Origin of the sequence: Pseudomonas paraglycinae, from assembly GCF_021601625.1 — a bacterium.
In the GTDB taxonomy this organism is placed as follows: domain Bacteria; phylum Pseudomonadota; class Gammaproteobacteria; order Pseudomonadales; family Pseudomonadaceae; genus Aquipseudomonas; species Aquipseudomonas paraglycinae.
Genome location: NZ_BQHR01000010.1, coordinates 34838 through 60720 on the forward strand (window position 1 = coordinate 34838; position 25883 = coordinate 60720).

General features: G+C 60.9%; 23 protein-coding genes. 10 read left to right on the forward strand and 13 right to left on the reverse strand.

Annotation, left to right across the window (positions count from 1 at the left end):
- Positions 1 to 10: 10 nt before the first annotated feature.
- The 3 genes from phoB to L6D82_RS16205 all read left to right on the forward strand — a co-directional run bounded on the left by phoB (position 11) and on the right by L6D82_RS16205 (position 3513).
- On the forward strand, positions 11 to 700 hold the full coding sequence (gene phoB, locus L6D82_RS16195) for a phosphate regulon transcriptional regulator PhoB (RefSeq protein ID WP_007896474.1): 690 nt from the start codon (positions 11 to 13) through the stop codon (positions 698 to 700).
- Positions 701 to 774: 74 nt separating this feature from the next.
- Entirely contained in the window at positions 775 to 2061 is a 1287-nt protein-coding gene (gene phoR, locus L6D82_RS16200) for a phosphate regulon sensor histidine kinase PhoR (RefSeq protein ID WP_236190588.1), read from the forward strand.
- Between the two features lie 111 nt (positions 2062 to 2172).
- Positions 2173 to 3513: a hemolysin family protein gene (locus tag L6D82_RS16205; protein ID WP_007954342.1), complete on the forward strand. Its 1341-nt coding sequence runs from the start codon at positions 2173 to 2175 to the stop codon at positions 3511 to 3513.
- 6 nt (positions 3514 to 3519) lie between these two features.
- On the opposite strand, the gene L6D82_RS16210 is transcribed toward L6D82_RS16205, so the two are convergent.
- The 8 genes from L6D82_RS16210 to L6D82_RS16245 all read right to left on the reverse strand — a co-directional run bounded on the left by L6D82_RS16210 (position 3520) and on the right by L6D82_RS16245 (position 14194).
- Positions 3520 to 4416: a peptidoglycan DD-metalloendopeptidase family protein gene (locus tag L6D82_RS16210; RefSeq protein ID WP_085747943.1), complete on the reverse strand. Its 897-nt coding sequence runs from the start codon at positions 4414 to 4416 to the stop codon at positions 3520 to 3522.
- A gap of 140 nt (positions 4417 to 4556) precedes the next feature.
- Positions 4557 to 5513, reverse strand: a complete 957-nt coding sequence (locus L6D82_RS16215) for a response regulator (RefSeq protein WP_064379783.1) — start codon at positions 5511 to 5513, stop codon at positions 4557 to 4559.
- A gap of 177 nt (positions 5514 to 5690) precedes the next feature.
- The gene (gene phoU, locus L6D82_RS16220) at positions 5691 to 6452 is read right to left on the reverse strand and encodes a phosphate signaling complex protein PhoU (protein WP_007954334.1); all 762 of its coding nucleotides are present in this window, start codon (positions 6450 to 6452) and stop codon (positions 5691 to 5693) included.
- Positions 6453 to 6576: 124 nt separating this feature from the next.
- Positions 6577 to 7410 carry a phosphate ABC transporter ATP-binding protein PstB gene (pstB, locus tag L6D82_RS16225; RefSeq protein ID WP_007954333.1) on the reverse strand — a complete coding sequence of 278 codons (834 nt, stop codon included), beginning with the start codon at positions 7408 to 7410 and terminating at the stop codon, positions 6577 to 6579.
- A gap of 100 nt (positions 7411 to 7510) precedes the next feature.
- Positions 7511 to 9181 carry a phosphate ABC transporter permease PstA gene (gene pstA, locus L6D82_RS16230; RefSeq protein WP_085747944.1) on the reverse strand — a complete coding sequence of 557 codons (1671 nt, stop codon included), beginning with the start codon at positions 9179 to 9181 and terminating at the stop codon, positions 7511 to 7513.
- Positions 9182 to 9197: 16 nt separating this feature from the next.
- Entirely contained in the window at positions 9198 to 11231 is a 2034-nt protein-coding gene (locus L6D82_RS16235) for an ABC transporter permease subunit (RefSeq protein ID WP_170844920.1), read from the reverse strand.
- A gap of 424 nt (positions 11232 to 11655) precedes the next feature.
- A complete protein-coding gene (locus tag L6D82_RS16240) occupies positions 11656 to 12657 on the reverse strand; it encodes a phosphate ABC transporter substrate-binding protein PstS (protein WP_007954316.1) in 1002 nt (333 codons plus the stop codon).
- A 238-nt stretch (positions 12658 to 12895) separates the two neighbouring features.
- Positions 12896 to 14194 (reverse strand): MFS transporter, encoded by a 1299-nt coding sequence (locus tag L6D82_RS16245; protein WP_102688434.1) that lies wholly within the window; start codon positions 14192 to 14194, stop codon positions 12896 to 12898.
- Positions 14195 to 14572: 378 nt separating this feature from the next.
- Between L6D82_RS16245 and L6D82_RS16250 the strand changes: the two genes are divergently transcribed.
- Together L6D82_RS16250 and L6D82_RS16255 are read left to right on the forward strand one after the other, a co-directional pair.
- Positions 14573 to 14977 carry an acyl-CoA thioesterase gene (locus L6D82_RS16250; protein ID WP_003229628.1) on the forward strand — a complete coding sequence of 135 codons (405 nt, stop codon included), beginning with the start codon at positions 14573 to 14575 and terminating at the stop codon, positions 14975 to 14977.
- Between the two features lie 57 nt (positions 14978 to 15034).
- On the forward strand, positions 15035 to 15934 hold the full coding sequence (locus tag L6D82_RS16255) for a D-hexose-6-phosphate mutarotase (RefSeq protein ID WP_236190460.1): 900 nt from the start codon (positions 15035 to 15037) through the stop codon (positions 15932 to 15934).
- Between the two features lie 48 nt (positions 15935 to 15982).
- Here the strand turns inward: L6D82_RS16255 and L6D82_RS16260 are convergent, their stop codons facing one another.
- The 4 genes from L6D82_RS16260 to purE form a co-directional block, all read right to left on the reverse strand.
- On the reverse strand, positions 15983 to 16519 hold the full coding sequence (locus tag L6D82_RS16260) for a DUF3299 domain-containing protein (protein WP_236190462.1): 537 nt from the start codon (positions 16517 to 16519) through the stop codon (positions 15983 to 15985).
- Between the two features lie 103 nt (positions 16520 to 16622).
- A complete protein-coding gene (locus tag L6D82_RS16265) occupies positions 16623 to 16868 on the reverse strand; it encodes a GlsB/YeaQ/YmgE family stress response membrane protein (RefSeq protein WP_003229635.1) in 246 nt (81 codons plus the stop codon).
- 113 nt (positions 16869 to 16981) lie between these two features.
- Positions 16982 to 18064 carry a 5-(carboxyamino)imidazole ribonucleotide synthase gene (locus L6D82_RS16270; RefSeq protein ID WP_085747949.1) on the reverse strand — a complete coding sequence of 361 codons (1083 nt, stop codon included), beginning with the start codon at positions 18062 to 18064 and terminating at the stop codon, positions 16982 to 16984.
- Positions 18065 to 18074: 10 nt separating this feature from the next.
- Positions 18075 to 18566, reverse strand: coding sequence for a 5-(carboxyamino)imidazole ribonucleotide mutase (gene purE / locus L6D82_RS16275; RefSeq protein WP_007954291.1), 492 nt, complete (start codon positions 18564 to 18566; stop codon positions 18075 to 18077).
- A gap of 493 nt (positions 18567 to 19059) precedes the next feature.
- On the opposite strand from purE, the gene L6D82_RS16280 reads away from it, so the two are divergent.
- Together L6D82_RS16280 and L6D82_RS16285 are read left to right on the forward strand one after the other, a co-directional pair.
- On the forward strand, positions 19060 to 19665 hold the full coding sequence (locus L6D82_RS16280) for a zinc metalloprotease (RefSeq protein ID WP_236190464.1): 606 nt from the start codon (positions 19060 to 19062) through the stop codon (positions 19663 to 19665).
- Positions 19666 to 19699: 34 nt separating this feature from the next.
- Positions 19700 to 20287 (forward strand): zinc metalloprotease, encoded by a 588-nt coding sequence (locus L6D82_RS16285; protein WP_085747951.1) that lies wholly within the window; start codon positions 19700 to 19702, stop codon positions 20285 to 20287.
- Between the two features lie 57 nt (positions 20288 to 20344).
- Here the strand turns inward: L6D82_RS16285 and L6D82_RS16290 are convergent, their stop codons facing one another.
- Positions 20345 to 21256, reverse strand: coding sequence for a LysR substrate-binding domain-containing protein (locus L6D82_RS16290; protein WP_085747952.1), 912 nt, complete (start codon positions 21254 to 21256; stop codon positions 20345 to 20347).
- A gap of 180 nt (positions 21257 to 21436) precedes the next feature.
- On the opposite strand from L6D82_RS16290, the gene aspA reads away from it, so the two are divergent.
- From aspA to L6D82_RS16305, 3 genes are all read left to right on the forward strand, one after another.
- Positions 21437 to 22861, forward strand: a complete 1425-nt coding sequence (gene aspA, locus L6D82_RS16295) for an aspartate ammonia-lyase (protein ID WP_003229645.1) — start codon at positions 21437 to 21439, stop codon at positions 22859 to 22861.
- A 442-nt stretch (positions 22862 to 23303) separates the two neighbouring features.
- A complete protein-coding gene (locus L6D82_RS16300) occupies positions 23304 to 24749 on the forward strand; it encodes an alanine/glycine:cation symporter family protein (protein ID WP_085747953.1) in 1446 nt (481 codons plus the stop codon).
- 99 nt (positions 24750 to 24848) lie between these two features.
- Complete coding sequence (locus L6D82_RS16305) at positions 24849 to 25853, forward strand: asparaginase (RefSeq protein ID WP_102688437.1); 1005 nt, start codon at positions 24849 to 24851, stop codon at positions 25851 to 25853.
- Positions 25854 to 25883 lie beyond the last annotated feature (30 nt).

Sequence of the window (25883 nt, forward strand, 5' to 3'; positions counted from 1 at the left end):
GGATTAAGGCATGGTTGGCAGGAGCATTCTGATCGTCGACGACGAAGCGCCCATTCGCGAAATGATCGCCGTTGCGTTGGAAATGGCCGGCTATGACTGCCTCGAGGCAGAGAACTCGCAGCAGGCCCACGCCATCATCGTCGACCGCAAACCGGACCTGATCCTGCTCGACTGGATGCTGCCCGGCACCTCCGGCATCGAGCTGGCCCGCCGCCTCAAGCGTGACGAGCTGACCGGGGACATTCCGATCATCATGCTCACCGCCAAGGGCGAAGAGGACAACAAGATCCAGGGCCTGGAAGTCGGCGCCGACGACTACATCACCAAACCGTTTTCCCCACGCGAACTGGTGGCACGCCTCAAGGCTGTGCTGCGTCGCGCCGGCCCGACCGATGGCGAAGCGCCGATCGAAGTCGGCGGCCTGCTGCTCGACCCGATCAGCCACCGCGTGACCATCGACGGCAAACCTGCCGAGATGGGCCCGACCGAATACCGTCTGCTGCAATTCTTCATGACCCACCAGGAGCGCGCCTACACCCGTGGCCAGTTGCTGGACCAGGTCTGGGGCGGCAACGTCTATGTTGAAGAGCGCACCGTCGACGTGCACATCCGGCGCCTGCGCAAGGCCCTCGGCGACGCCTACGAAAATCTGGTACAAACCGTGCGCGGCACCGGCTACCGGTTCTCCACCAAAGCCTGAGCCGAGCGCCAGCCCCGTAGACAAGGACCGCATTTTCCGTGAACCAAAACTGGCATGGCACCCTGATTCGCCACATGCTGTTGCTGGTCACCGGCTGCCTGGTGATCGGCCTGATCACCGGCTACTACGGCTGGAGTCTGGCGGCGGGCCTGGGCCTGTACCTGGCCTGGACGCTCAAGCAACTGCTGCGTCTGCACGAATGGCTGCGCCTGCACCAACCCGATGAAGCACCGCCCGACGGCTATGGCCTGTGGGGCGAGGTGTTCGACAGCATCTACCACCTGCAACGCCGCGACCAACGGGTACGCGGACGCCTGCAAGCGGTGATCGACCGCGTTCAGGAGTCCACCGCCGCGCTGAAAGACGCGGTGATCATGCTCGACAGCGACGGCAACCTGGAATGGTGGAACCGCGCCGCCGAAACCCTGCTCGGCCTCAAGACGCCACAGGACAGCGGCCAACCGGTAACCAACCTGGTCCGTCATCCGCGCTTCAAGGAATACTTCGAGCAGGAAAGCTACGCCGAACCGCTGGAAATCCCCTCGCCGACCAACGATCGCGTACGCATCCAGCTGTACCTCACGCGCTACGGCAACAACGAACACCTGATGCTGGTGCGCGACGTCACGCGTATCCATCAGCTGGAACAGATGCGCAAAGACTTCATCGCCAACGTCTCCCATGAGCTGCGCACCCCGCTGACGGTGATCTGCGGCTACCTGGAAACCCTGCTCGACAACGTCGAGGAAGTGAACCCGCGCTGGAGCCGTGCCCTGCAGCAGATGCAGCAACAGGGCGGACGCATGCAGACCCTGCTCAACGACTTGCTGTTGCTGGCCAAGCTGGAAGCCACCGATTACCCGTCGGACAACCAGCCGGTGCACATCGACACACTGTTGCAGTCGATCAAGAGCGACGCGCAGCAGTTGTCCGGCTCAAAGAATCAGCTCATCACCCTGGAAGCCGACACCAGCATTCTGCTCAAGGGCAGCGAGGCGGAACTGCGCAGTGCGTTTTCCAACCTGGTGTTCAACGCCGTCAAATACACCCCTGCCGAGGGCAACATCCGCATCCGCTGGTGGGGCGACGATCAAGGCGCGCACCTCAGCGTGCAGGATTCCGGGATCGGCATCGACAGCAAACACCTGCCGCGCCTGACCGAACGTTTCTACCGCGTCGACTCCAGCCGCAACTCCAACACCGGCGGCACGGGCCTGGGTCTGGCCATCGTCAAACACGTACTGCTGCGCCATCGCGCACGTATGGAGATCAGCAGCGTGCCCGGTCATGGCAGCACCTTCACCTGCCATTTCGCCCCGGCCCAGGTCGCCCAGGCACGGGTCATCAGCGCCGCTGAGTAATGCCGGACTAGGCAATCGCCAGGTCAGCCGCTACATTGGCTGACTTGCGCCTGCCTTTCAGGTGCGGATTTTTCTTTCTTTCGAATCACACGGAACCCGCAAAACTCCATCATGGACCCTTCCCCTGGCTTGTCCCTCGCAACCATATTCGCCGATTTCGGCATGATTCTTTTCGCTCTGATCCTGGTTTTGCTCAACGGCTTCTTCGTTGCGGCGGAATTCGCCATGGTCAAACTGCGCTCGACCCGGGTCGAAGCCATCGCTGAGCAGCACGGCTGGCGCGGGCACATCCTGCGCACGGTACACAGTCAGCTCGATGCGTACCTCTCGGCGTGCCAGCTCGGTATCACCCTCGCCTCCCTGGGCCTGGGCTGGGTCGGCGAGCCGGCGTTCGCGCATATTCTCGAACCGCTGCTGAGCGCGGTTGGCGTGCAATCGGCCGAAGTCGTCAAAGGCATCTCGTTCTTCACTGCGTTCTTCATCATTTCGTACCTGCACATCGTGGTCGGCGAGCTCGCACCCAAATCCTGGGCGATCCGCAAACCCGAGCTGCTGTCGCTGTGGACGGCGGTGCCGCTGTACCTGTTCTACTGGGCCATGTACCCGGCGATCTACCTGCTCAACGCCAGCGCCAACACCATCCTGCGCATCGCAGGTCAAGGTGAACCCGGTCCGCATCACGAGCACCATTACAGCCGTGAAGAACTGAAACTGATCCTGCACTCCAGCCGTGGTCAGGACCCGAGCGACCAGGGCATGCGCGTGCTGGCCTCGGCGGTGGAAATGGGCGAGCTGGAAGTAGTCGACTGGGCCAACTCCCGGGAAGACCTGATCACCCTCGAATTCAACGCCCCGCTGAAAGAGATCCTGGCGATGTTCCGTCGCCACAAGTTCAGCCGTTATCCGGTGTACGACAGCGAGCGCAAAGAATTCGTCGGCCTGCTGCATATCAAAGACCTGCTGCTGGAACTGGCGGCGCTGGATCACATTCCCGAGTCGTTCAACCTCGCCGAACTGACCCGCCCGCTGGAGCGCGTTTCCCGGCACATGCCGCTGTCGCAGCTGCTGGAGCAGTTCCGCAAGGGCGGCTCGCACTTCGCTGTGGTTGAAGAAGCCGACGGCAACATCATCGGCTACCTGACCATGGAAGACGTGCTGGAAGTGCTGGTCGGCGATATCCAGGACGAACACCGCAAGGCCGAGCGCGGCATCCTCGCCTACCAGCCGGGCAAACTGTTGGTACGGGGCGATACGCCGTTGTTCAAGGTCGAGCGCCTGCTAGGGATCGACCTCGATCACATCGAAGCCGAAACCCTCGCCGGGCTGATCTACGAAACCCTGAAACGGGTGCCGGAAGAGGAAGAAGTGCTTGAAGTCGAAGGCCTGCGGATCATCATCAAGAAGATGAAAGGTCCGAAGATCATTCTGGCCAAGGTGCTGATGCTCGACTGACGGGGTTTACTGCTTGCCCAACGCAAAGTTGGGCAACGCCCCCAGCGGCTGGTTGAACTGATACGGAATCGACACCAGCCCCATCCCGGTATTGCGCTGCACCACAAAGTGCAGGTGCGGGCCGCTGCTGTTGCCGGTGTTGCCGGACAGCGCCAGCGGACTGCCCACCGTCACCCGCTGCCCCTCACGCACACTCACCGACCCTTGCTTGAGATGCAGGTACACGCCCATCGTGCCGTCGTCGTGCAGGATCCGCACGAAATTGCCGGACGGATCGGTGCCGCGCCCGTTCTGGGAATTTTCGGTCTTCACCACCACTCCGGCGCGCGCCGCAATGATCGGCGTACCGACCGGCATGGCGATGTCCATCGCGTATTTGTTCTTCGGCCCGAAGTGGCTGTAATCGCCATTGGCGCCCTGGCTGAGACGGAACGGACCGCCTCGCCACGGAAACGGATAGCGATAGCCCTGAGCCGCGCCAGCAGGGTCACCGAGGGAATACTGGAACATCGGCGTATACACCAGCGGCTTGCCACCGGACACCGCCGTCAGCAACGCCAGCCGCGTATTGCTGCGCGCCGGCAGTACCCGGCGGATCGTTTGCGCCGGTGCGCCACGCACGTTGCTCATCCCGGTAAACGCCAGTGCAACCTCGACTGGCGCGTACAGGTCGTTGCGCACGAACACCACGTCCGCGCCCTTCTGCTTCTTGATGTCGAGATAGACCTGGCGCTCGAGGCGCTCGACCATCCGGTCCTGAAACACGAACACCTGGGAGCCTTTGCTCGGACGGTCGCTGTACGAAACCACTCCGTTGGCATCGGTGGATTTGTAGATCGTCATGGCCACAGTCGAGGTGGAGGCCATGAACAGACCACAGAAAAACAGCAGGCGCAGGGGCATGGGCAAAAGTTCTGTCGAGTAAGGCCTGGGAATGAGCCTAGCAGCTGAAGCAGACCAGGCTAGTCGACAGATGTTTCAAAATGGCGTGAATGATCGTCCCCACGCTTTGCGTGGGAACGATCAATGTCAGGCGACGAAGATTATGCGCCCGGAACGAAGTGCTTCTGCGCCGTACCGCGAGCAATCAGGCGGGAGATGTAGTCGAGCTTCTGCGCGTCCTGGTCGACGAAGCGGAAGGTCAGTTGCAGCCAGTCGCTGTCGGGTTTCGGCTCGTGGGCGACGACGGCGTGCAGGTAGCCGTTGAGGCGGGCGATTTCGGCGTTGTCGCCCTGCTCCAGATCGAGCACGGCGCTATCGAGGATCTGCGGCAGGGTGTCGGTGCGTTTCACCACCAGCAGCGCTTCCTTGATGCTCAGGGCCTTGATCACGCATTGCTGGGTGCCGCTTGGCAGGCGCAGTTGACCCTGACCGCGACCGCCGGCCGGAGCGCTGGAGGCTGCCGGGGCTTTCACGGGCGGGCTGTTGAGTAGGCCACGCTGTGGCGCGGCGGCAGGTGCCGGGGCCGCAGCGGCAGGCTTGGCAAACGGATTCACTGCCGCAGCCGTCGGTGCGGAACCAACCACGGCAGCCTTGCCGCCGGTCAACGCGCTCAGAGAGTCGTTGCCGAACGCCGAGTTCATCTTGGTCGGGGCGCTGTTCATCAGGGTGTCGAGCTTGCCGACCTTGTTCAGGGCCTGCTTGACCTTGGTCAGCAGTTGCTCGTTGGTGAACGGCTTGCTGACGTAACCGGTAACACCGGCCTGGATCGCCTGCACGACGTTTTCCTTGTCGCCCCGGCTGGTGACCATGATGAATGGCATGGTCTTGAGGTTGTCCTGCTCACGGCACCAGGTCAGCAGTTCGAGGCCGGACATTTCCGGCATTTCCCAGTCGCACAGCACCAGGTCGAACGCTTCCTTGGCCAGCATGGCCTGGGCCTTCTTGCCGTTGATGGCGTCCTCGGTGCGGATCCCCGGGAAGTAATTACGCAGGCACTTTTTCACCAGGTCACGAATGAACGATGCATCGTCCACGACCAACACACTGATCTTGCTCATCCAACACCCCTATTAAAATCCCGGCAAGCATAACGCTGGCTGATGGCACATTGCCAAAACTCTTCAGTCACGCCGGGACTTTTCGTTCGCGGGTGCTGCTTTTTAATTCGGTTCTGCCCATGAAAAGCAGAAACAAAAACGCCCGGCCAAAGGGCCGGGCGCTTTTCTCAGGCAATCTTACTTATCGTCAGCATCGCCCGGAACATTAGCGGTTTCGCCACTTGTCCCTTCAACTTCTTCCTTCATGCGCTTGAGGCCCATGTGGCGCACATCGGTGCCGCGCACCAGGTAAATCACAAGCTCCGAGATGTTGCGCGCGTGGTCGCCGATCCGCTCCAGCGAACGCAGCACCCAGATAATGCTCAAGACCCGCGAGATAGAGCGCGGGTCTTCCATCATGTAGGTCGCCAGCTCGCGCAGGGCGGTCTTGTATTCGCGGTCGATGATCTTGTCGTACTGCGCCACCGACAACGCCAGATCGGCGTCGAAACGGGCAAAGGCGTCCAGCGCATCACGCACCATGTTGCGCACCTGGTCGCCGATGTGACGCACTTCGACGTAACCGCGCGGCGCTTCGCCTTCTTCGCACAACTGGATCGCACGACGGGCGATCTTGGTCGCTTCGTCGCCGATGCGCTCAAGGTCGATCACCGACTTGGAGATGCTGATGATCAGACGCAGGTCGGAGGCCGCCGGCTGACGACGGGCCAGAATGCGCAGGCATTCTTCGTCGATGTTGCGTTCCATCTGGTTGATCTGGTCGTCGATCTCGCGCACTTGCTGGGCCAGGCCCGAGTCGGCCTCGATCAGCGCGGTGACCGCGTCGTTGACCTGCTTCTCGACCAGCCCGCCCATGGCCAGCAGGTGGCTGCGCACTTCTTCCAGTTCGGCGTTGAACTGCGCGGAAATGTGATGAGTGAGGCCTTCTTTGGAAATCATGCGTTCGCTCCGAAAAAGCGTTTAACCAAGAGCTGCAAGCTACGAGCTGCAAGCTGTTATGTGGTGTTCCCTGCCGCATCGCTTCTAACTTGCCGCTTGAAGCTTGCCGCTTGCAGCTGTACGGCTAGCCGTATCGCCCTGTGATGTAGTCTTCGGTCTGCTTCTTGGCCGGATTGGTGAACAGGGTATCGGTGTCGCCGAATTCCACCAGTTTGCCCATGTACATGAACGCCGTGTAGTCGGACACCCGCGCCGCCTGCTGCATGTTGTGGGTCACGATGACGATGGTGAACTTGGATTTGAGTTCGTAGATCAGCTCTTCGACTTTCAGGGTCGAGATCGGGTCGAGGGCCGAGCACGGTTCGTCGAGCAGCAGCACTTCCGGTTCCACGGCGATGGTCCGGGCGATCACCAGACGCTGTTGCTGACCGCCGGACAGTCCGAGGGCCGAGTCATGCAGACGGTCTTTGACTTCGTCCCAAAGTGCCGCGCCTTTCAGTGCCCACTCGACGGCTTCGTCGAGGATGCGTTTCTTGTTGATGCCCTGGATGCGCAGGCCGTAGACCACGTTCTCGTAGATGGTCTTCGGGAACGGGTTAGGCTTCTGGAACACCATGCCGACCCGGCGACGCAGCTCGGCCACGTCTTCGCCCTTGCGGTAGATATTGTTGCCATACAGGTTGATCGCGCCTTCGACGCGGCAGCCGTCCACCAAGTCGTTCATGCGGTTGAAGGTGCGCAGCAGCGTGGACTTGCCGCAGCCGGACGGGCCGATGAAGGCGGTCACACGCTGTTTCGGAATGTTCATGCTGACATCGAACAGCGCCTGTTTCTCGCCGTAGTAAAGGCTCAGGCCCGGCACTTCGATGGCCACGGTTTCCTGCTCGAGGTTCAGGCTCTGCTTGTCGCGGCCCAGGGCAGACATGTTGATGCCGTGGGTATGTGTTTCGTGCTGCATGGGTCTCACTCCGTTCGTAGCTGCAAGCTTCTAGCTGCAAGCTGCAAGTTTGAGCAAAAGCGGCTTGTAGCTTGTAGCTTGCCGCTTGTGGCTAATGGCTTTAGCTGTCTAGAGCTTTGTACTTCTCGCGCAGGTGGTTACGGATGTACACCGCCGACAGGTTCAGGGTGGCGATCACCAGTACCAGCAACAGCGCCGTGGCATATACCAGCGGCCGCGCAGCCTCGACGTTCGGGCTCTGGAAGCCGACGTCGTAGATGTGGAAGCCCAGGTGCATGATCTTCTGATCCAGGTGCAGGTACGGGTAGTTGCCGTCCACCGGCAGCGACGGCGCCAGTTTCACCACACCCACCAGCATCAGCGGCGCCACTTCACCGGCGGCGCGAGCCACGGCGAGGATCATGCCGGTCATCATGGCCGGGCTGGCCATCGGCAGAACGATCTTCCACAGGGTTTCAGCCTTGGTCGCGCCCAGAGCCAGCGAGCCCTCACGCACGGTGCGAGGAATCCGCGCCAGACCTTCTTCGGTGGCCACGATCACCACCGGCACCGCCAGCAGCGCCAGAGTCAACGAAGCCCAGAGCAGACCCGGCGTACCGAAGGTCGGTGCCGGCAGCGCTTCCGGGAAGAACAGACGGTCGAGCGAACCACCCAGCACGTAGACGAAGAAGCCCAGACCAAATACGCCGTAAACAATGGCCGGAACACCCGCCAGGTTGTTCACCGCGATCCGGATCACCCGGGTCAGGGTGTTCTGCTTGGCGTATTCACGCAGGTACACCGCCGCCAGCACGCCGAACGGGGTCACGATCATCGCCATGATCAGGGTCATCATCACGGTGCCGAAGATCGCCGGGAAAATCCCGCCTTCGGTGTTCGCTTCACGCGGGTCGTCGGACAGGAATTCCCAGACCTTGCTGAAGTAGAAACCGATCTTGGTGAACGTACCCATCGCGTTCGGCTGGTAGGCGTGAACCACTTTGCCCAGGCCGATTTCGATTTCCTTGCCGTTCGCATCACGAGCGGTCAAGGCGTCACGGTTGAACTGCGCGTGCAGATCGGCCAGACGGGCTTCGATGTCCTGATAGCGGGCGTTCAGCTCGGCGCGCTCGGACTCCATGTCCGCTTGCGCGGTGGCGTCGAGCTTGCCTTCCAGCTCCAGCTTGCGACCGTGCAGACGGATGCGCTCGAGGCCGGCGTTGATCGCGCCGATATCGACTTTTTCCAGAGTCTTGAGCTGGGCGGCAAGTTTGTTCACGCGATCGATCCGCGCTTGCAGTTCAGGCCAGGCGGCTTCGCCTTCGGCGATCACCTTGCCGTCCTGTTTGACGTTGACCAGGTAGCCGTAGAAGTTGCCCCACTCACGACGCTCCAGCGCCATCAGTTCCACCGGCGTGGTCTGGTTGGTCAGCCACTCGCCGACGATCCAGGTGAAGTCGTTGCCGTTCAGGTCACGGTTGCCGACCTTGATCAGCTCGCGAGTCATGAATTCCGGACCTTCGTCCGGCACCGGCAGGCCGGCGCTCTTCAGACGGGCGCGCGGCACTTCTTCTTTCTGCACCACCTCGCCCACGACCAGATGCTGGCCCTGGCCCGGTACGTCATAGCTGGCGTGGATCAGATCCGCCGGCCAGAAGTGACCCAGACCGCGCACGGCGATCACCGCCAGCAGGCCAATGGTCATGATGACCGCGATGGACACCGCGCCGCCGCTGATCCAGACGCCGGGGGCGCCGCTCTTGAACCATCCTTTCAGGGAGTTCTGTTTCACAGACTTCTACCTTTGCTTAAAGCGACGAGTATTTCTTGCGCAGACGCTGACGAATCAGTTCCGCGAGGGTGTTCATGACGAAGGTGAACAACAGCAGCACCAGCGCCGAGAGGAACAGCACGCGGTAGTGGCTGCCGCCGACTTCCGACTCCGGCATTTCCACCGCGACGTTGGCGGCCAGGGTGCGCAGGCCTTCGAACAGATTCATTTCCATGACCGGAGTGTTGCCGGTGGCCATCAGCACGATCATGGTTTCGCCGACCGCACGGCCCATGCCGATCATCAGCGCCGAGAAGATGCCCGGGCTGGCGGTCAGGATCACTACACGAGTCATGGTCTGCCACGGCGTGGCACCGAGGGCCAGCGAGCCCAGGGTCAGGCCGCGCGGCACGCTGAACACGGCGTCTTCGGCGATCGAGTAGATGTTCGGAATCACCGCAAAGCCCATGGCCAGACCGACCACCAGGGCGTTGCGCTGGTCGTAGGTGATGCCCAGGTCGTGGGAGATCCACATGCGCATGTCACCGCCGAAGAACCAGTTCTCCATGAACGGGCTCATGTACAGCGACAGCCAGCCCACAAACAGAATCACCGGGATCAGCAGCGCACTTTCCCAACCGTCCGGGACTTTCAGGCGGATCGACTCAGGCAGGCGGCTGAAGGTGAAACCGGCGATCAGGATGCCGATCGGCAGCAGCATCAGCAGGCTGAAGATGCCCGGCAGATGCCCTTCCACATACGGTGCGAGGAACAGGCCGGCGAAGAAGCCGAGGATCACCGTCGGCATCGCTTCCATCAGCTCGATCACCGGTTTGACCTTGCGGCGCATGCCCGGGGCCATGAAGTACGCGGTGTAGATCGCCGCGGCGACGGCCAGCGGTGCAGCCAGCAGCATCGCGTAGAACGCGGCTTTCAGGGTGCCGAAGGTCAGTGGCGACAGGCTCAGTTTCGGTTCGAAATCGGTGTTGGCCGCAGTCGATTGCCAGACGTATTTAGGCTCGTCGTAGTTCTCGTACCAGACCTTGCTCCACAGCGCGCTCCACGAAACTTCCGGGTGCGGGTTGTCGAGCAGCAGCGGTTGCAGCTTGCCGCCGGCTTCGACGATCACGCGGTTGGCGCGCGGCGACAGGCCGAACAGGCCCTGGCCTTCGACCACTTGATCGACCAGCAAGGTGCGGTGCGCGGTGCTGTGGAACACGCCGAGCTTGCCGCTGGCATCCAGGGCCAGGAAGCCCTTGCGACGTTCTTCGGCGGAAATTTCAACGATCGGCGTGGTGCCCATCTGGAAGGTGCGGATCTGCTTCAGGCGCAGCTCGCCGTCGGTGTCGCGGGCCATGAACCACTGGGCCAGGCCACCCTTGGAGTCACCGACGATCAGCGAGATACCACCGACCAGTTGCGTGGTCGCAGTGACTTCAGCGTCAGCGTTTTCCAGCAGTTTGTAGCGACCGTTGAGGCTCTTGTCGCGCAGGCTGAACACGTCGGCCTGCGCACGCCCGTTGACCACGTACAGCCACTGCTGGCGCGGGTCGACGAAGATGTTTTTCACAGGTTCAGTCATCTGCGGCAGATCGATACGCTTCTGCTCGTTGGTGACTTCGCCGGTCATCATGTTTTCTTCGCTGGTCAGCGACAGCACATTGAGTTGCGAACCGGTGGAGCCGACCAGCATCAGGGTCGAATCGGTGGCATTGAGGCTGACATGCTCCAGCGCACCGCCGCTTTCGTTGAGTGCGATCGGTGTCTCGCCGTACGGGTACTCGATGGCCGGAGTGATGGTCTTCTTGCCATCCGGGTAGCTGACTTTATAAGTGTGACGGAACACCAGCGCCTGACCGTTGGACAGGCCCACGGCCACCAGCGGATGGCCCGGCTGGTCTTCGCCGATGGAGGTCACACTGGCGCCTGCCGGCAAGGGCAGATCGACGCGCTTCAATTCAGCGCCACTGTCGATGTCGAAGAACAGCGCCTGGCCCTTGTCGGAAACGCGCATGGCCACCTGATTTTGCTCTTCGAGCGAAATCATCAGCGGCTTGCCGGCGTCCTGCATCCAGGCCGGGGTGATTGCATCTTTCGCAGTCAGGTCAGCACCTTTGAACAGCGGCGCGACCACGTAGGCGAGGAAGAAGAAGATCAGGGTGATGGCTGCCAGCACCGCCAGACCGCCGACGAGGACGTACCAGCGAGTGAAGCGATCCTTGAGCGCGCGAATGCGGCGCTTGCGTTGCAACTCAGGCGTATTGAAGTCAATGCGCTTGGGAGGGTTCGTAGTCATTTTGGAATTGGCCAGATCATTCATGCGCACACCCTAGCGATCCTGTATGACAGAAAGATGACAATGCAGTGACGCACCAAATCCGCCGCCAGCAGGGCACTGGCAGTGGATAGAAGAATTCGGGGAGTGTGGGGGCCGGGCCGCTTGCGGGCCGGGCCCCACACGTGAGTCAGGCGGGGTTCACCCCTGACTCAGTCTGTTACTTTTTTGCGACTTCAGCGCCGCCTTCCTGCAGACCCAGGTCAGCCAGTGCTTTTGCAGCGACCTTGGCTGGCAGCGGGATGTAGCCGTCTTTCACGACCACTTCCTGGCCCTGTTTCGACAGAACCAGTTTCACGAACTCGGCTTCCAGCGGGGCCAGAGGCTTGTTCGGGGCTTTGTTGACGTACACGTACAGGAAACGCGACAGCGGGTACTTGCCGTTCAGGGCGTTTTCTTCGGTGTCTTCGATGAAGTCAGTGCTGCCCTTCTTCGACAGAGCAACGGTTTTCACGCTGGCGGTCTTGTAGCCGATGCCCGAGTAACCGATGCCGTTCAGCGAGGAGCTGATCGACTGCACGACCGAAGCCGAGCCTGGTTGTTCGTTGACGTTAGGCTTGTAGTCGCCTTTGCACAGGGCTTCTTCTTTGAAGTAGCCGTAGGTGCCGGATACCGAGTTGCGACCGAACAGTTGAACCGGCTTGTTGGCCAGGTCGCCGGTCACGCCCAGGTCACCCCAGGTTTTCACGTCGGTCTTGGCGCCGCACAGACGGGTGGACGAGAAGATCGCGTCAACCTGTTCCATGGTCAGGTGCTGGATCGGGTTGTCCTTGTGAACGAAAACAGCCAGGGCGTCCACGGCAACCGGGATAGCGGTTGGCTTGTAGCCGTATTTCTGTTCGAAGGCAGCCAGTTCGGTGTCCTTCATCTTGCGGCTCATCGGGCCCAGGTTGGAGGTGCCTTCAGTCAGCGCAGGTGGCGCGGTGGCGGAGCCAGCGGCCTGAATCTGGATGTTTACGTTCGGGTATTCTTTTTTGTAGTTCTCAGCCCAGAGGGTCATGAGGTTGGCCAGGGTATCGGAACCGACGCTGGACAGGTTGCCCGACACACCAGTGGTCTTGGTGTAGCTCGGGATAGCAGGGTCAACAGCGGCAACCGCGTTGGCAGTCGCAACGCCAGCAGCGACAAAAGTCATTGCCGCCATCAAACGCTTCAGTTTCATGCCTTACTCCTAGCAGATAGGGTGTGTTAAGTCGGGGCCAAGTATCAGCAGGCCGTGTGAACACTCTATGGCTGAAATATGACAATTGGATGAAAGGCCAGCATGTCGTGACAGATCGTTCCCACGCTCTGCGTGGGAACGCCGCCATGGACGCTCCGCGTCCGCTTCAAGACGTGACGCGGAGCGTCACAGGATGCATTCCCACGCGGGAGCGTGGGAACGATCAGTGTGAGGTGGCTTAGCGACCTTTGCTCCACAACCACGCGCCGACCAGGATCCCCATCCCGCACAGCACCGCCACATAGTAGGCAGGCCCCATCGCGCTTTCTTTCAGCAGCAGGCTGACCACCATCGGCGTCAGGCCACCGAAGATCGCGTAAGCGACGTTATAAGAGAAGGACAGACCGCTGAAGCGCACCACCGGCGGGAACGCTTTCACCATGACATAAGGCACCGCGCCGATGGTGCCGACCAGAAAACCGGTCAGCGCATACAGCGGGAACAGCCAGTTCGGATGATCGGCGAGGCTGTGATAGAAGGTCCAGGAACTGGCCAGCAAACCCAGGCAACCGAACACGAACACCCGACCGGCACCGAAGCGATCGGCCAGCGCACCGGAAATGATGCAGCCCAGGCTCAGGAACACGATCGCCAGGCTGTTGGATTGCAGCGCGGTGGTCGGCGAGAAGTGATAGACCGTTTGCAACACGGTCGGCGTCATCAGGATCACCACAACGATACCGGCGGACAGCAGCCAGGTCAGCAGCATCGACACCGCGATTGCACCGCGATGGTCACGCAGCACGGCGCGCAACGGCACCTCTTCGGCCAGCGCCTTGCGCTGTTGCAGTTCGGCGAACACCGGAGTTTCGTGGAGCCAGCGGCGCAGGTAGACCGAGAACAGACCGAAAACGCCACCCAGCAGGAACGGGATTCGCCAGGCGTAATCCGAAACTTCCGTTGGCGTATAAATGCTGTTGATCGCGGTGGCGACCAGCGAACCGAGGAGGATGCCCGCCGTCAGGCCGCTGGTCAGGGTGCCGCAGGCGTAGCCGATGTGCTTGCCGGGTACGTGTTCGGAAACGAAGACCCACGCCCCCGGCACTTCGCCGCCAATCGCCGCGCCCTGAATGACGCGCATCAACAGCAGCAGAATCGGCGCCCACATGCCGATCTGGGCGTAGGTCGGCAGCAGGCCCATGATCAGGGTCGGCACGGCCATCATGAAAATGCTCAGGGTGAACATCTTCTTGCGCCCCAGCAGGTCGCCGAAGTGCGCCATCACGATCCCGCCCAGCGGCCGCGCGAGGTAGCCGGCGGCGAAGATGCCGAAGGTCTGCATCAGGCGCAGCCACTCGGGCATGTCGGCCGGGAAGAACAATTTGCCGACCACGGTGGCGAAGAACACGAAGATGATGAAATCGTAGAACTCCAGCGCGCCCCCCAGGGCCGAAAGCGACAGAGTCTTGTAGTCATTGCGGGTCAACGGTCGTGCGGGTTGGTCGGGCTGCGCGAGGCTCGAGGGCGCTGTGGTCATGGCAAGGTCTTCTCTTATAGTCGGATCTGCCGCCACAACAACGCTGGCTGTGGCTCGGGCAGGTTCGGCACCATAGCAAATTGTTCGAAAAAGCACATAGAGGCGCGTATTTGCCGGTCGAAATCAGAACCGGACGGTCGTCGCGGAGTCTACCGACCGATATACTCGCAACCTTGCTCCGGTTTGTAAGGGGTTGCTGTGCGAAAACGTCGTTGGCCCGACCCTTGCTCGGGATTAGCCGGTTTCGCAGAGTTTCTCCTTAGGCGCCTGATGGAAAACGTGACGAACGTAGTATGTTCGGTGCTGAATCGTTTTTCCCGAAGACGGCTACCACCAGCAATACCCAACGAAGAGTCACGGGTCAGAGGCACCCCCGGCATGATAGAGCTCGAACAAGAAGATCCGATCCCGCAAGGCGACCTGGCCCTGCAAATCACCGCGCTTCCCCGCGAAACCAACGGCTTCGGCGATATTTTCGGCGGCTGGCTGGTGGCGCAGATGGACCTGGCCGGCACTGCCATGGCCAGTCGTGTTGCCGGCGGCCGTGTTGCGACCGTCGCCATCGATCGCATGGCGTTTCTGGTGCCGGTGGCTGTCGGCGCGCAATTGTCCTTTTATACCCAGACCCTGGAAATCGGCCGCAGCTCGATCCAGATGATGGTCGAGGTGTGGAGCGACGACCCGCTGTCCAGCGAGTGGCGTAAAGTGACCGAAGCGGTGTTTGTGTTCGTTGCCATCGATGGCAGCGGCCGCACCCGTTCGGTTCCGCCACGCGCACGTTAAACCTCGCGACCGTTTCACGGTCGATAGTCGTCCAAGTTGCTGATCGAGAGTTGTCCCATGAACACGCCCAACGTTGAAGCCGTGAAACTGGATGAACTGAACTGCTGGCGCATCCGCCACGGTCAGGCCGAAGTGCTGGTGGCCCAGCAAGGCGCGCACATCCTCAGTTATCAGGTGGACGGCCAGCCGCCGATCATCTGGCTGAACGACAAGGCCATGTTCAAGACCGGCCAGAGCATCCGCGCCGGCGTGCCGGTGTGCTGGCCGTGGTTCGGCAAGTTCGAACGCAACCCGCAGAGCGTGCAGGTGATGCGTGTCAGCGAAGAACCGGCCGCCGCCCACGGGTTTGTCCGGGCGATGGATTGGGAACTGGGCGGTATCGAAACCGAAGGTGAAAGCCTGAAGGTGGAGTTCAAGCTGCCCTACCCCGAAGGCGGTTTTCCGGGCTGGCCGCATCAGGTCGATCTGACCCTGACCCTGCGCCTCGACGATCAACTGCACATCAGCCTGACCAGCCACAACCGTTGTACAGACAGCGTCAGCATCAGCCAGGCGTTGCACAGCTATTTCGCCGTCAGCGATGTGCGCAACGTTCGCGTCGAAGGTGTGGATGGCCTCGATTACATCGAGACTCTGGATGACTGGAAAACCCACACCCAACAAGGTGACCTGCGTTTTGCCGGGGAAACCGACCGTATCTACCTCGACGTTCCGCCGCAACTGAGCATTGTCGATCCGGCCTGGGAACGGCGCATCGTGCTGACCGCTACCGGTTCACGCACGGCGGTGATCTGGAACCCGTGGATCGACCGCGCCGCCGCGCTCAGCGATATGGATAACGACGGCTGGCAGCGCATGCTGTGCATCGAGACGGCGAACGTGATGAGTGATGTGATGACTCTGGCGCCGGATGCCGGTCACACAATGGGTGTCAGTATTGGCAGCGAGCCACTCTGAAAACAAAAATCGCAGCCCTGAGGCTGCGATTTTTTTTGCCGCTCTGAATTACAGATCCGATTCCTGCACCACCCGCACCTTGTCCGCCTCGAGCGCATACGCCGCATCGGCCAGGTCATTGCTGACCTTCTCGATCTTCAGCGTGCCGGTCACCCACAGCGGCGTATAGATGTCATCCAGCTTCAAGCCTTTTGGATAACGCACCAGCACCAGTTGATTCGGTGGCGGTGGTGGTACGTGGATGCACGCGCCCGGGTAGGGCACGAGGAAGAACAGCGTGCTGCGGCCCTTGGCGTCGGATTCCAGCGGCACCGGATAACCGCCGATGCGGATGTGCTTGTCGTTCATCGACGCCACGGTCTTGGTCGAATACATCACCGCCGGCAAACCTCTGGCCTGCTTCATCCCGCCTTTCTGGGTGAAGGTGCCGGTGGCTTCCGGGGAGTTGTGGTCGATTTCAGGCATGGCCTCGAGGGCTTTCTGGTCCGACTTGGGCATCAGTTCCAGCCAGTCGGTTTCCGGCAGTTCGCCGGCGTGGGCCAGACCGCTGCCCAGCAAAAGGAGAGTCAACAGAAGACGGCGCATGAAGGTGCTCGGTAAAGGATGCTCGAAAAGGGAGGGGACGCTGAATCGCCGAGCATTTTAGCCCTCCCCGCCGGATTGGCGGAGAGGACTTTGTCGCTTTGAATCAGTTCTTTTTGATCAGGCCGTAGATCACCAGCAGCACGATCGCGCCAACCAGCGCGCCGATGAAGCCGGCGCCCTGACCCGCCTGATAGATGCCCAGGGCCTGGCCGCCGTAAGTGGCTGCCAGCGAACCGCCGATACCGAGCAGGATGGTCATGATCCAGCCCATGCTGTCATCGCCCGGTTTCAGAAACCGCGCCAGCAGGCCGACGATGAGGCCGATAAAGATGGTTCCGATAATTCCCATGGCATTTCCCTCTGAATGGTAGATATGCGATGAAGCCTAGCCAGACTTTCGCATCCTGCCATCAGAGAACGGCGGCCCCGCAATGGTTCCGCCGCTGCCGGATGAAACTGTCGTTACTCGGCGATCAGCGCTTCGACCTTGAGGATCTGCTGCTCGAGGGTCGCCTTGTCCTTGCAGCGCAGGTTGGCGTGACCGACCTTGCGCCCGGCCTTGAAGGCCTTGCCGTAGTGATGCAGGTGGCAATCGTCGATGGCGATGACCTTCTCGACCGGCGGAACAACGCCGATGAAGTTGAGCATCGCGCTCTCGCCGACCTTGGCGGTCGAACCCAGCGGCAGACCGGCAACGGCCCGCAGGTGGTTTTCGAACTGGCTGCACTCGGCGCCTTCGGTGGTCCAGTGCCCGGAGTTGTGCACGCGCGGGGCAATTTCGTTGGCCTTGAGGCCACCGTCGACTTCAAAGAACTCGAACGCCATCACGCCGACGTAGTTCAACTGCTTGAGGACGCGGCTGGAGTAGTCTTCAGCCAGGGCCTGCAGCGGGTGATCGGAACTGGCAACCGACAGCTTGAGAATGCCGCTGTCATGGGTGTTGTGCACCAGTGGATAGAACTTCGTCTCGCCATCGCGGGCGCGCACGGCGATCAGCGACACTTCGCCGGTGAATGGCACGAAGCCTTCCAGCAGGCAAGGCACGCTGCCCAGCTCGGCGAACGTACCGACCACGTCTTCCGGCTTGCGCAGGACTTTCTGACCCTTGCCGTCGTAACCCAGGGTGCGGGTTTTCAGCACAGCAGGCAGGCCGATCGAAGCGACGGCGGCGTCCAGGTCGGCTTGCGACTGGATGTCGGCGAACGCCGGGGTCGGAATCCCCAGGTCCTTGAACATGCTCTTTTCGAACCAGCGGTCGCGAGCGATGCGCAGGGCTTCGGCACTCGGGTAGACCGGCACGAATTGCGAAAGGAACGCCACGGTTTCCGCCGGGACGCTTTCGAACTCGAAGGTCACCAGATCGACTTCATCGGCCAACTGGCGCAGGTGATCCTGATCGCCGTAATCGGCCCGCAGGTGTTCGCCCAACGCGGCGGCGCAAGCGTCCGGCGCAGGGTCGAGGAAAGCGAAGTTCATGCCCAGCGGGGTGCCCGCCAGGGCCAACATGCGACCCAACTGGCCGCCACCGATTACACCGATCTTCATCTCAACAACCTCAGGCAATACGTGGGTCTGGATTGTCCAGGACGCTGTCTGTCTGCTCGGCACGGAAGGTTTTCAGTACCGCGTGGAATTGTGGATGCTTGGCGCCCAGGATGCTCGCCGACAGCAGGGCTGCGTTGATCGCACCGGCCTTGCCGATGGCCAGGGTGGCAACCGGAATACCGGCCGGCATCTGCACGATCGACAGCAGCGAGTCGACGCCCGAGAGCATCGCCGACTGGACCGGAACGCCCAGCACCGGCAGGTGGGTCTTGGCCGCACACATGCCTGGCAGGTGGGCTGCGCCACCGGCACCGGCGATGATCACCTCGATGCCGCGGCCTTCAGCCTCTTCGGCGTACTGGAACAGCAGATCCGGGGTGCGGTGGGCGGAAACCACCTTGACCTCGTAAGGGATGCCGAGCTTTTCCAGCATATCGGCGGTGTGGCTAAGGGTGGACCAATCGGACTTGGAGCCCATGATCACGCCAACCAGTGCACTCATCGTCGCGCCTCTTCTCTCTGGGCGCCCGCAGGCGCGTCAAAAACAACAAGCCACGCAGGATGCGTGGCTTGTTGTAGGAAAAATGGCCGGACGAACCGGCCGAAGGCCGCGCAGTATACCGCAAAGAAAGCAATAAACAGCCCCCGTGGCGACCATCTGTCATCTGCACCGAACCACTCATTTTACTGACTCGAAAATCAAGAACAGCGCCTCTGCCGTTCAAACGAAATACATAGCGATCAAGTTATATCGGGAACGCACTTAACTCACTGCGGCATCCATGTAATAAAATTCAAAACACTCCTGAGCGTCATAACTCATCGCGCATGGTATATAAACAATCACCCACAACTTACTGACGCAGCCAATCACCACAACCGGCAATATCAATATCAACCAGAAATACCCACTACCGTTATACCTCTTGCAATACATCGCAAGCTGGGCGCATTGCTAAAACCCGCAATAACTCAAACATTAAAAGGATTTAAACATGCTAAAGGAACCAATAGCACTACAAGTTTTCATCCACGAAGACCTGTCGGACTACACTAAGGAAGATCTATACAAAAGGCACTTCTCCTGGCTTGCAGCGGAGATTGAGTACATTACCGGCCGCAAAATGCTGATTCGCCTGATCGAACCATCAGAAGCAAGGGACCTGAGCAGTCATCCGTATCAAAACTTGAACGAACGTGCCTCGCTGAGCGCTTGGAAAACCAAGGTCGACAAGTATCGAAACACTAATCTTGACCTGCGCTTGATCAAGTTTCTGTTACTGACGCGCAACTCTATAAACAGCCGTACACGGGGAATTGCCGAACTCCCAGGTTACGTGGGTATCGCCTCGACAGAAAAAGTCAGCACGGCCGCTCACGAAGTAGGGCACATGTTCGGTGCAACACATGAAGACGCCGAAATTCTCTACAACGGATGGTGGAGCGAAACGGTCATGTCGAGTGATGAGTTCTCTCCACTGCGAAGCAACGCCGACCGTTTCAGTGATAAAAATCGAGAAAACATTCGTAAGTACCTGAGCACAAAAGTTGTAACAGGCCCAGTGCAATCGACCCTGCGTCCCGAGGAAGACTGGGACTGAGGCAAGGCATGCCGAACTTAAAAAGGAATTACAGATGACCATTGTTAACAAGAAACGAGACATCAATATCTTCGCCGTCGTTCACGACGATATTCCGGCGACGACAACCACGAGTATTTACGCCGAGCACTTCCAGCCTTTTGTGAAAGAGCTGGAAAGCTTTATCGATCGAAAATTCAATGTTGTCTTTGGCAGGGGCGCACCCTACAGCCAGTTCAACTACAAAGGTGATGACCCGCTACGGACCTTGAAAAGTTGGGAAATACTGGGCCGCCAATACCTGGAGCTGGCCAAGGCCGAAGGCTTCGAGACTGGCCCGCTGGATCAGGTCGTTCTGCTGACTAAAGAAAACCTGAATGAGAGGACTGGGGGGGCTGCACTGCTATGGCCTCCACTCAATACCGGAAACTTTGCAATCTCTTCTCTCGGCAGCCGGATCACTGTGGGTCATGAAGTCGGTCACTTGCTGGGCGCCCGACATGAAGATTCGGAAATTCAATACAACGGCTGGTGGTGTGAAACGTACATGACCCCACAACCCCATCCACTCAGATCCATTTGTTACAGTTTCAGCCAGAAAAACCGGGAAAACATACAAAATCATTTGGCCAGCAAAGGCTGACCGTTCGCCTGGAGACTCGGCAGAGGCGAAAACAAAGTTCGCCTCTGCTTCCATCACTCAGCTATTGCCACTCGCCGCGCCGCCCTCCAACTTGCGCCACAACAACCGCACATTGGCCTTGCGCACCAGCGCGCATCTGTACAGACGAATCTCCAGCGGCACATGCCACTGCGCGCCGCCGCAGACCACCAGTTCGCCCCGCGCCAGCTCGGCCCGCACGCTCAGCTGCGGTACCCAGGCAATGCCGAGGCCTTCCAGCGCCATGCTTTTCAGGCTGTCGGCCATGGCGGTTTCATAGATCGTGGTGAAGCGCAGCTGACGCTGACGCAGCAAGCCGTTCACGGAGCGTCCGAGAAACGCCCCGGCGCTGTACGCCAGTAACGGCACACTGCCCTCGCCTTCCAGATCGAACAGCGGCTTGCCATTGGCATCCGCCGCACATACCGGAAGCATTTCGGTCTGGCCCAGGTGCAGCGACGGGAAGATCTCCGGGTCCATCTGCATCGCCGCGTCCGGGTCGTAGAACGCCAGCATCAGATCGCAGCCACCTTCACGCAGCGCGTGCACCGCGTCGCCAACGTTGGTCGCCACCAGCCGGGTAGCGATGTTCAGGCCTTCGTTGCGCAATTGCGCGATCCAGCGCGGAAAGAAACCGAGCGCCAGCGAGTGCGCCGCCGCGACCTGGATCACTTCGCCCTGCCCGCCTTCCAGATGATGAAGATGGCGCAGCACTTCACCGAGCTGTTCGACCACGGTGCGCGCGGTCACCAGGAACAGTTGCCCCGCCGCCGTCAGCTCGATTGGCGTGCGCGAGCGGTTGACCAGCGTCAGGCCCAGCGCCGCTTCCAGGCTGCGGATCCGCCGACTGAAAGCCGGCTGGGTCACGAAGCGCCGTTCGGCCGCCTGCGAGAAGCTGCGGGTGGCAGCCAGAGCACTGAAGTCCTCGAGCCATTTGCTTTCCAGATTCATCACGTCCTCCCGGACACGCACCAAAACAGGTCACACGTCTGCCGCGCACGCGGCGTCACACGGGCATTATGCCGAATGTGCATAGGGCAGTGTTTAACAGCATTGGCCCAAAAATTCCCACAAGCCTAGCATTCGCAGCGTTCCGGCACAGACCGGGTCCATATCGAGATGATTTCTATCATGTCCTCCGCTGCATCATTCCGCACAGAAAACGACCTGCTTGGCGCCCTCGAAGTCCCTGCTCAAGCGTATTACGGCATCCAGACCCTGCGAGCGGTGAACAACTTCCGCCTCTCGGGCGTTCCGATTTCGCACTACCCGAAGCTGGTTGTCGGTCTGGCGATGGTCAAACAGGCCGCTGCTGACGCCAACCGTGAGCTGGGTCACCTGAGCGAAGCCAAGCACGCTGCCATCAGCGAAGCCTGTGCACGTCTGATCCGCGGTGATTTCCACGAAGAGTTCGTGGTCGACATGATTCAAGGTGGCGCCGGTACCTCCACCAACATGAACGCCAACGAAGTGATCGCCAACATCGCGCTGGAAGCGATGGGTCACCAGAAAGGCGAATACCAGTACCTGCACCCGAACGACGACGTGAACATGGCGCAGTCGACCAACGACGCCTACCCGACCGCGATCCGCCTGGGTCTGCTGCTGGGTCACGACGCGCTGCTGGCCAGCCTCGACAGCCTGATTCAGGCTTTCGCAGCCAAGGGTGAAGAATTCAACCACGTCCTGAAGATGGGTCGTACCCAGCTGCAAGACGCCGTACCAATGACCCTGGGTCAGGAATTCCGTGCTTTCGCCACCACCATGGGTGAAGACCTCGCCCGTCTGAAGACGCTGGCTCCAGAACTGCTGACTGAAGTGAACCTGGGCGGCACCGCGATCGGTACCGGCATCAACGCTGACCCGCGTTACCAGGCCCTGGCCGTACAGCGTCTGGCGCTGATCAGCGGTCAACCGCTGGTTCCAGCCGCCGACCTGATCGAAGCCACTTCCGACATGGGCGCCTTCGTGCTGTTCTCCGGCATGCTCAAGCGCACCGCGGTCAAGCTGTCGAAGATCTGCAACGACCTGCGCCTGCTGTCCAGCGGCCCGCGCACCGGCATCAACGAAATCAACCTGCCGGCGCGTCAGCCAGGCAGCTCGATCATGCCAGGCAAGGTCAACCCGGTTATCCCGGAAGCCGTGAACCAGGTTGCTTTCCAGGTCATCGGTAACGATCTGGCGCTGACCATGGCAGCCGAAGGCGGCCAACTGCAACTGAACGTGATGGAGCCGCTGATCGCCTTCAAGATCCTCGACTCGATCCGCCTGCTGCAACGCGCCATGGACATGCTGCGCGAGCACTGCATCGTCGGCATCACCGCCAACGAAGCGCGCTGCCGTGAACTGGTCGAACACTCGATCGGTCTGGTCACCGCACTGAACCCGTACATCGGCTACAAAAACGCCACCCGCATCGCCCGTATCGCCCTTGAAAGCGGCCGCGGCGTGCTGGAACTGGTGCGCGAAGAAGGTCTGCTCGACGAAGCCATGCTCGCCGACATCCTGCGCCCGGAAAACATGATTGCTCCACGTCTGGTGCCTCTGAAGGCCTGATCCGACGCGTTACTTGTAGCACCGCTCACCAGGTCGAGGGACTAGACACCTCTCACCTTTTGAGGGCTTGGGGAGCATTCCCCGAGCCCTTTTTTTTAACTGTTTGAACCTGAGAACCGTATGTATGGAAGCTGGCTGCAAACCGGCTCCCAGACAAGCCCGACGCCGGTAACGTCGGGTGTTTCAAAGCTTCGTTTCGTCGCTTGCACCACAACCGTGCAGACGGGCGCCGCACTGATCGGTATAGTGCCGCCCCTCTTCGCGTGAGCGGTCGTCGGTAACGAGGCCATAACCCATGCGAAACCCGAACTAATAACAAACCCGCGATATGGATCCGGGACGAAACCCTCGCCTCGCCCGTTGTGCCGCACGCACACCGGTGTAACGCGATGTTTCCGACCATCCAGCATTTGCTTACACAATAAACAGCGAGGAAAAATCCATGCTCGAAGTCATCAACGACTTCCTCTCAGGGAAAGTACTGATCGTGCTCATTGTCGGGCTCGGTAGCTACTTCACGATTCGCTCGCGTTTCGTTCAATTGCGCCACTTCTTCCACATGTTCGCGGTGTTCCGCGACAGCCTCAAAGGCAGCGCCGGGCAACTCAGCTCGTTCCAGGCCCTGATGCTCAGCCTCGCCGGCCGCGTCGGTGCAGGCAACATCGCCGGTGTCGGCATCGCCGTGACTCTCGGTGGTCCGGGTGCGGTGTTCTGGATGTGGGTGACCGCTCTGGTCGGCATGTCCAGCAGCTTCTTCGAATGTACGCTGGCCCAGGTCTACAAGCGCGCCGATGGCGATGGCCTGTACCGTGGCGGTCCGGCTTACTACATCCAGCACGGCCTGAAACTCAAAGGCATGGCGGTGGTGTTCTCGATTCTGCTGCTGGTCACTTACGGATTCGCCTTCATCGGCCTGCAGTCCTACACCGTGACCCACTCGCTGCAAAACGCCTTTGCCTTTGATCCGCAACACACCGGTATCGTCCTGGCAGTGCTGCTGGCCATTACCTTCATCGGTGGCATCAAGCGCATCGCTTCGGTGTCCGACCTGCTGGTACCGATCAAGACCCTGGCCTACATCGGCGTGACCCTGTACGTGATCGGCACCCAGATCGAACACGTGCCAGCCATGCTGGAAACCATCTTCAAGAGCGCCTTCGGTCTCGACCCGGCCTTCGGCGGCCTGCTCGGCAGCGCCATCGTGATGGGCGTGAAACGTGGCGTGTTCGCCAACGAAGCGGGCCTGGGCAGTGCGCCGAACGTCGCCGCCGTGGCCGCCGTGAAGCACCCGGGCGCTCAAGGCGTGGTTCAGGCGTTCAGCGTGTTCCTCGACACCTTCGTGATCTGCACCTGCACCGCGCTGCTGATCCTGCTGTCGGGCTTCTACACCCCGGGCTTCGAAGGTGACGGCATCGTCCTGACCCAGAACTCGCTGGCCGCCGTGGTGGGTGACTGGGGCCGCATGTTCGTCAGCGTCGCGCTGTCGCTGTTCGTCTTCACTTGCATCCTCTACAACTACTACCTGGGCGAAAACAGCCTGCAGTTCCTCACCCGCAACCGCGCTGCGCTGATGACGTTCCGCGGCCTGGTGCTGGCGCTGGTGGTCTGGGGTTCGATGCAGGATCTGTCGACCGTGTTCGCCTTCGCCGACATCACCATGACCTGCCTGGCCTTCGTCAACCTGGTGGCCCTGGCCATGCTGTTCAAGGTCGGCATGCGCGTGATGCGCGACTACGATGCGCAGCGTCGCGCCGGCGTCGACCAGCCGGTGTTCGACTCCAGCAAGTTCAGCGACCTGGATCTGGACCTGAAGGCCTGGCCTGCCAATCCGTCGGCCGACACCCAGGCCGACGCTCAGCCGCAAGGCATCCCTGCAGCGCAACGCTGATCGGGTAAAAACCGGGCGCAGGTCTTGCGCCCGGCGTGACACAGGCGGCGGTCGGCGTCATGCTCGACCGCATGCTGTCTTCGTTCAGGAGAACTCCCCATGAATTCCTCGACCTACCCTGCCGCCCAGCACGTCATGGTGCTGTACACCGGCGGCACCATCGGCATGCAGGCCAGCGCCAATGGCCTGGCCCCGGCGTCCGGTTTCGAAGCGCGGATGCGCGACTACCTGCACAGCCAGCCTGAGCTGGTCGTACCGCAGTGGCGCTTTCGCGAGATGTCGCCGCTGATCGACAGCGCCAACATGACCCCGGCCTACTGGCAGCAACTGCGTGAAGCCGTCGTCGATGCCGTCGATGTGCAAGGTTGCGACAGCGTGCTGATCCTGCACGGCACCGACACCCTGGCCTACAGCGCCGCCGCCATGAGCTTCCAGTTGCTCGGCCTGCATGCCCGCGTGTGCTTCACCGGTTCGATGCTGCCGGCCGGCGTCACCGACAGCGACGCCTGGGAAAACCTCAGCGGTGCGCTGGTCGCCCTCGGCCAAGGCCTGGCGCCGGGTGTACACCTTTATTTCCACGGCGAACTGCTGGCGCCGACCCGTTGCGCGAAAGTGCGCAGCTTCGGCCGTCATCCGTTCAAACGCCTGGAGCGTCAGGGCGGCGGCTTGAAGGCCACGTCCCTGCCGGCAGCGCTGAACTACAACCAGCCCAAGCAACTGGCCAAGGTGGCGGTATTGCCGCTGTTCCCGGGCATCGGCGCCGAGATCATCGACGGCCTGCTCGACAGCGGCATTCAGGGTCTGGTGCTGGAGTGCTACGGCAGCGGCACCGGGCCGAGCGACAATCCGGAGTTCCTCGCCAGCCTTGGCCGGGCGCGGGACAACGGTGTCGTGGTGGTTGCGGTCACGCAGTGCCATGAAGGCGGTGTTGAGCTGGATGTCTACGAAGCGGGCAGCCGCTTGCGTGGCGTTGGCGTGCTGTCCGGTGGCGGCATGACCCGCGAAGCAGCGTTCGGCAAGTTGAACGGATTGCTTGGCGCGGGTCTTGAGACAGCTGAAGTGCGGCGACTGGTCGAACTCGACTTGTGCGGCGAGCTCATCTGATCGCAACAAGCTGTGGGAGCACCTCTGCTC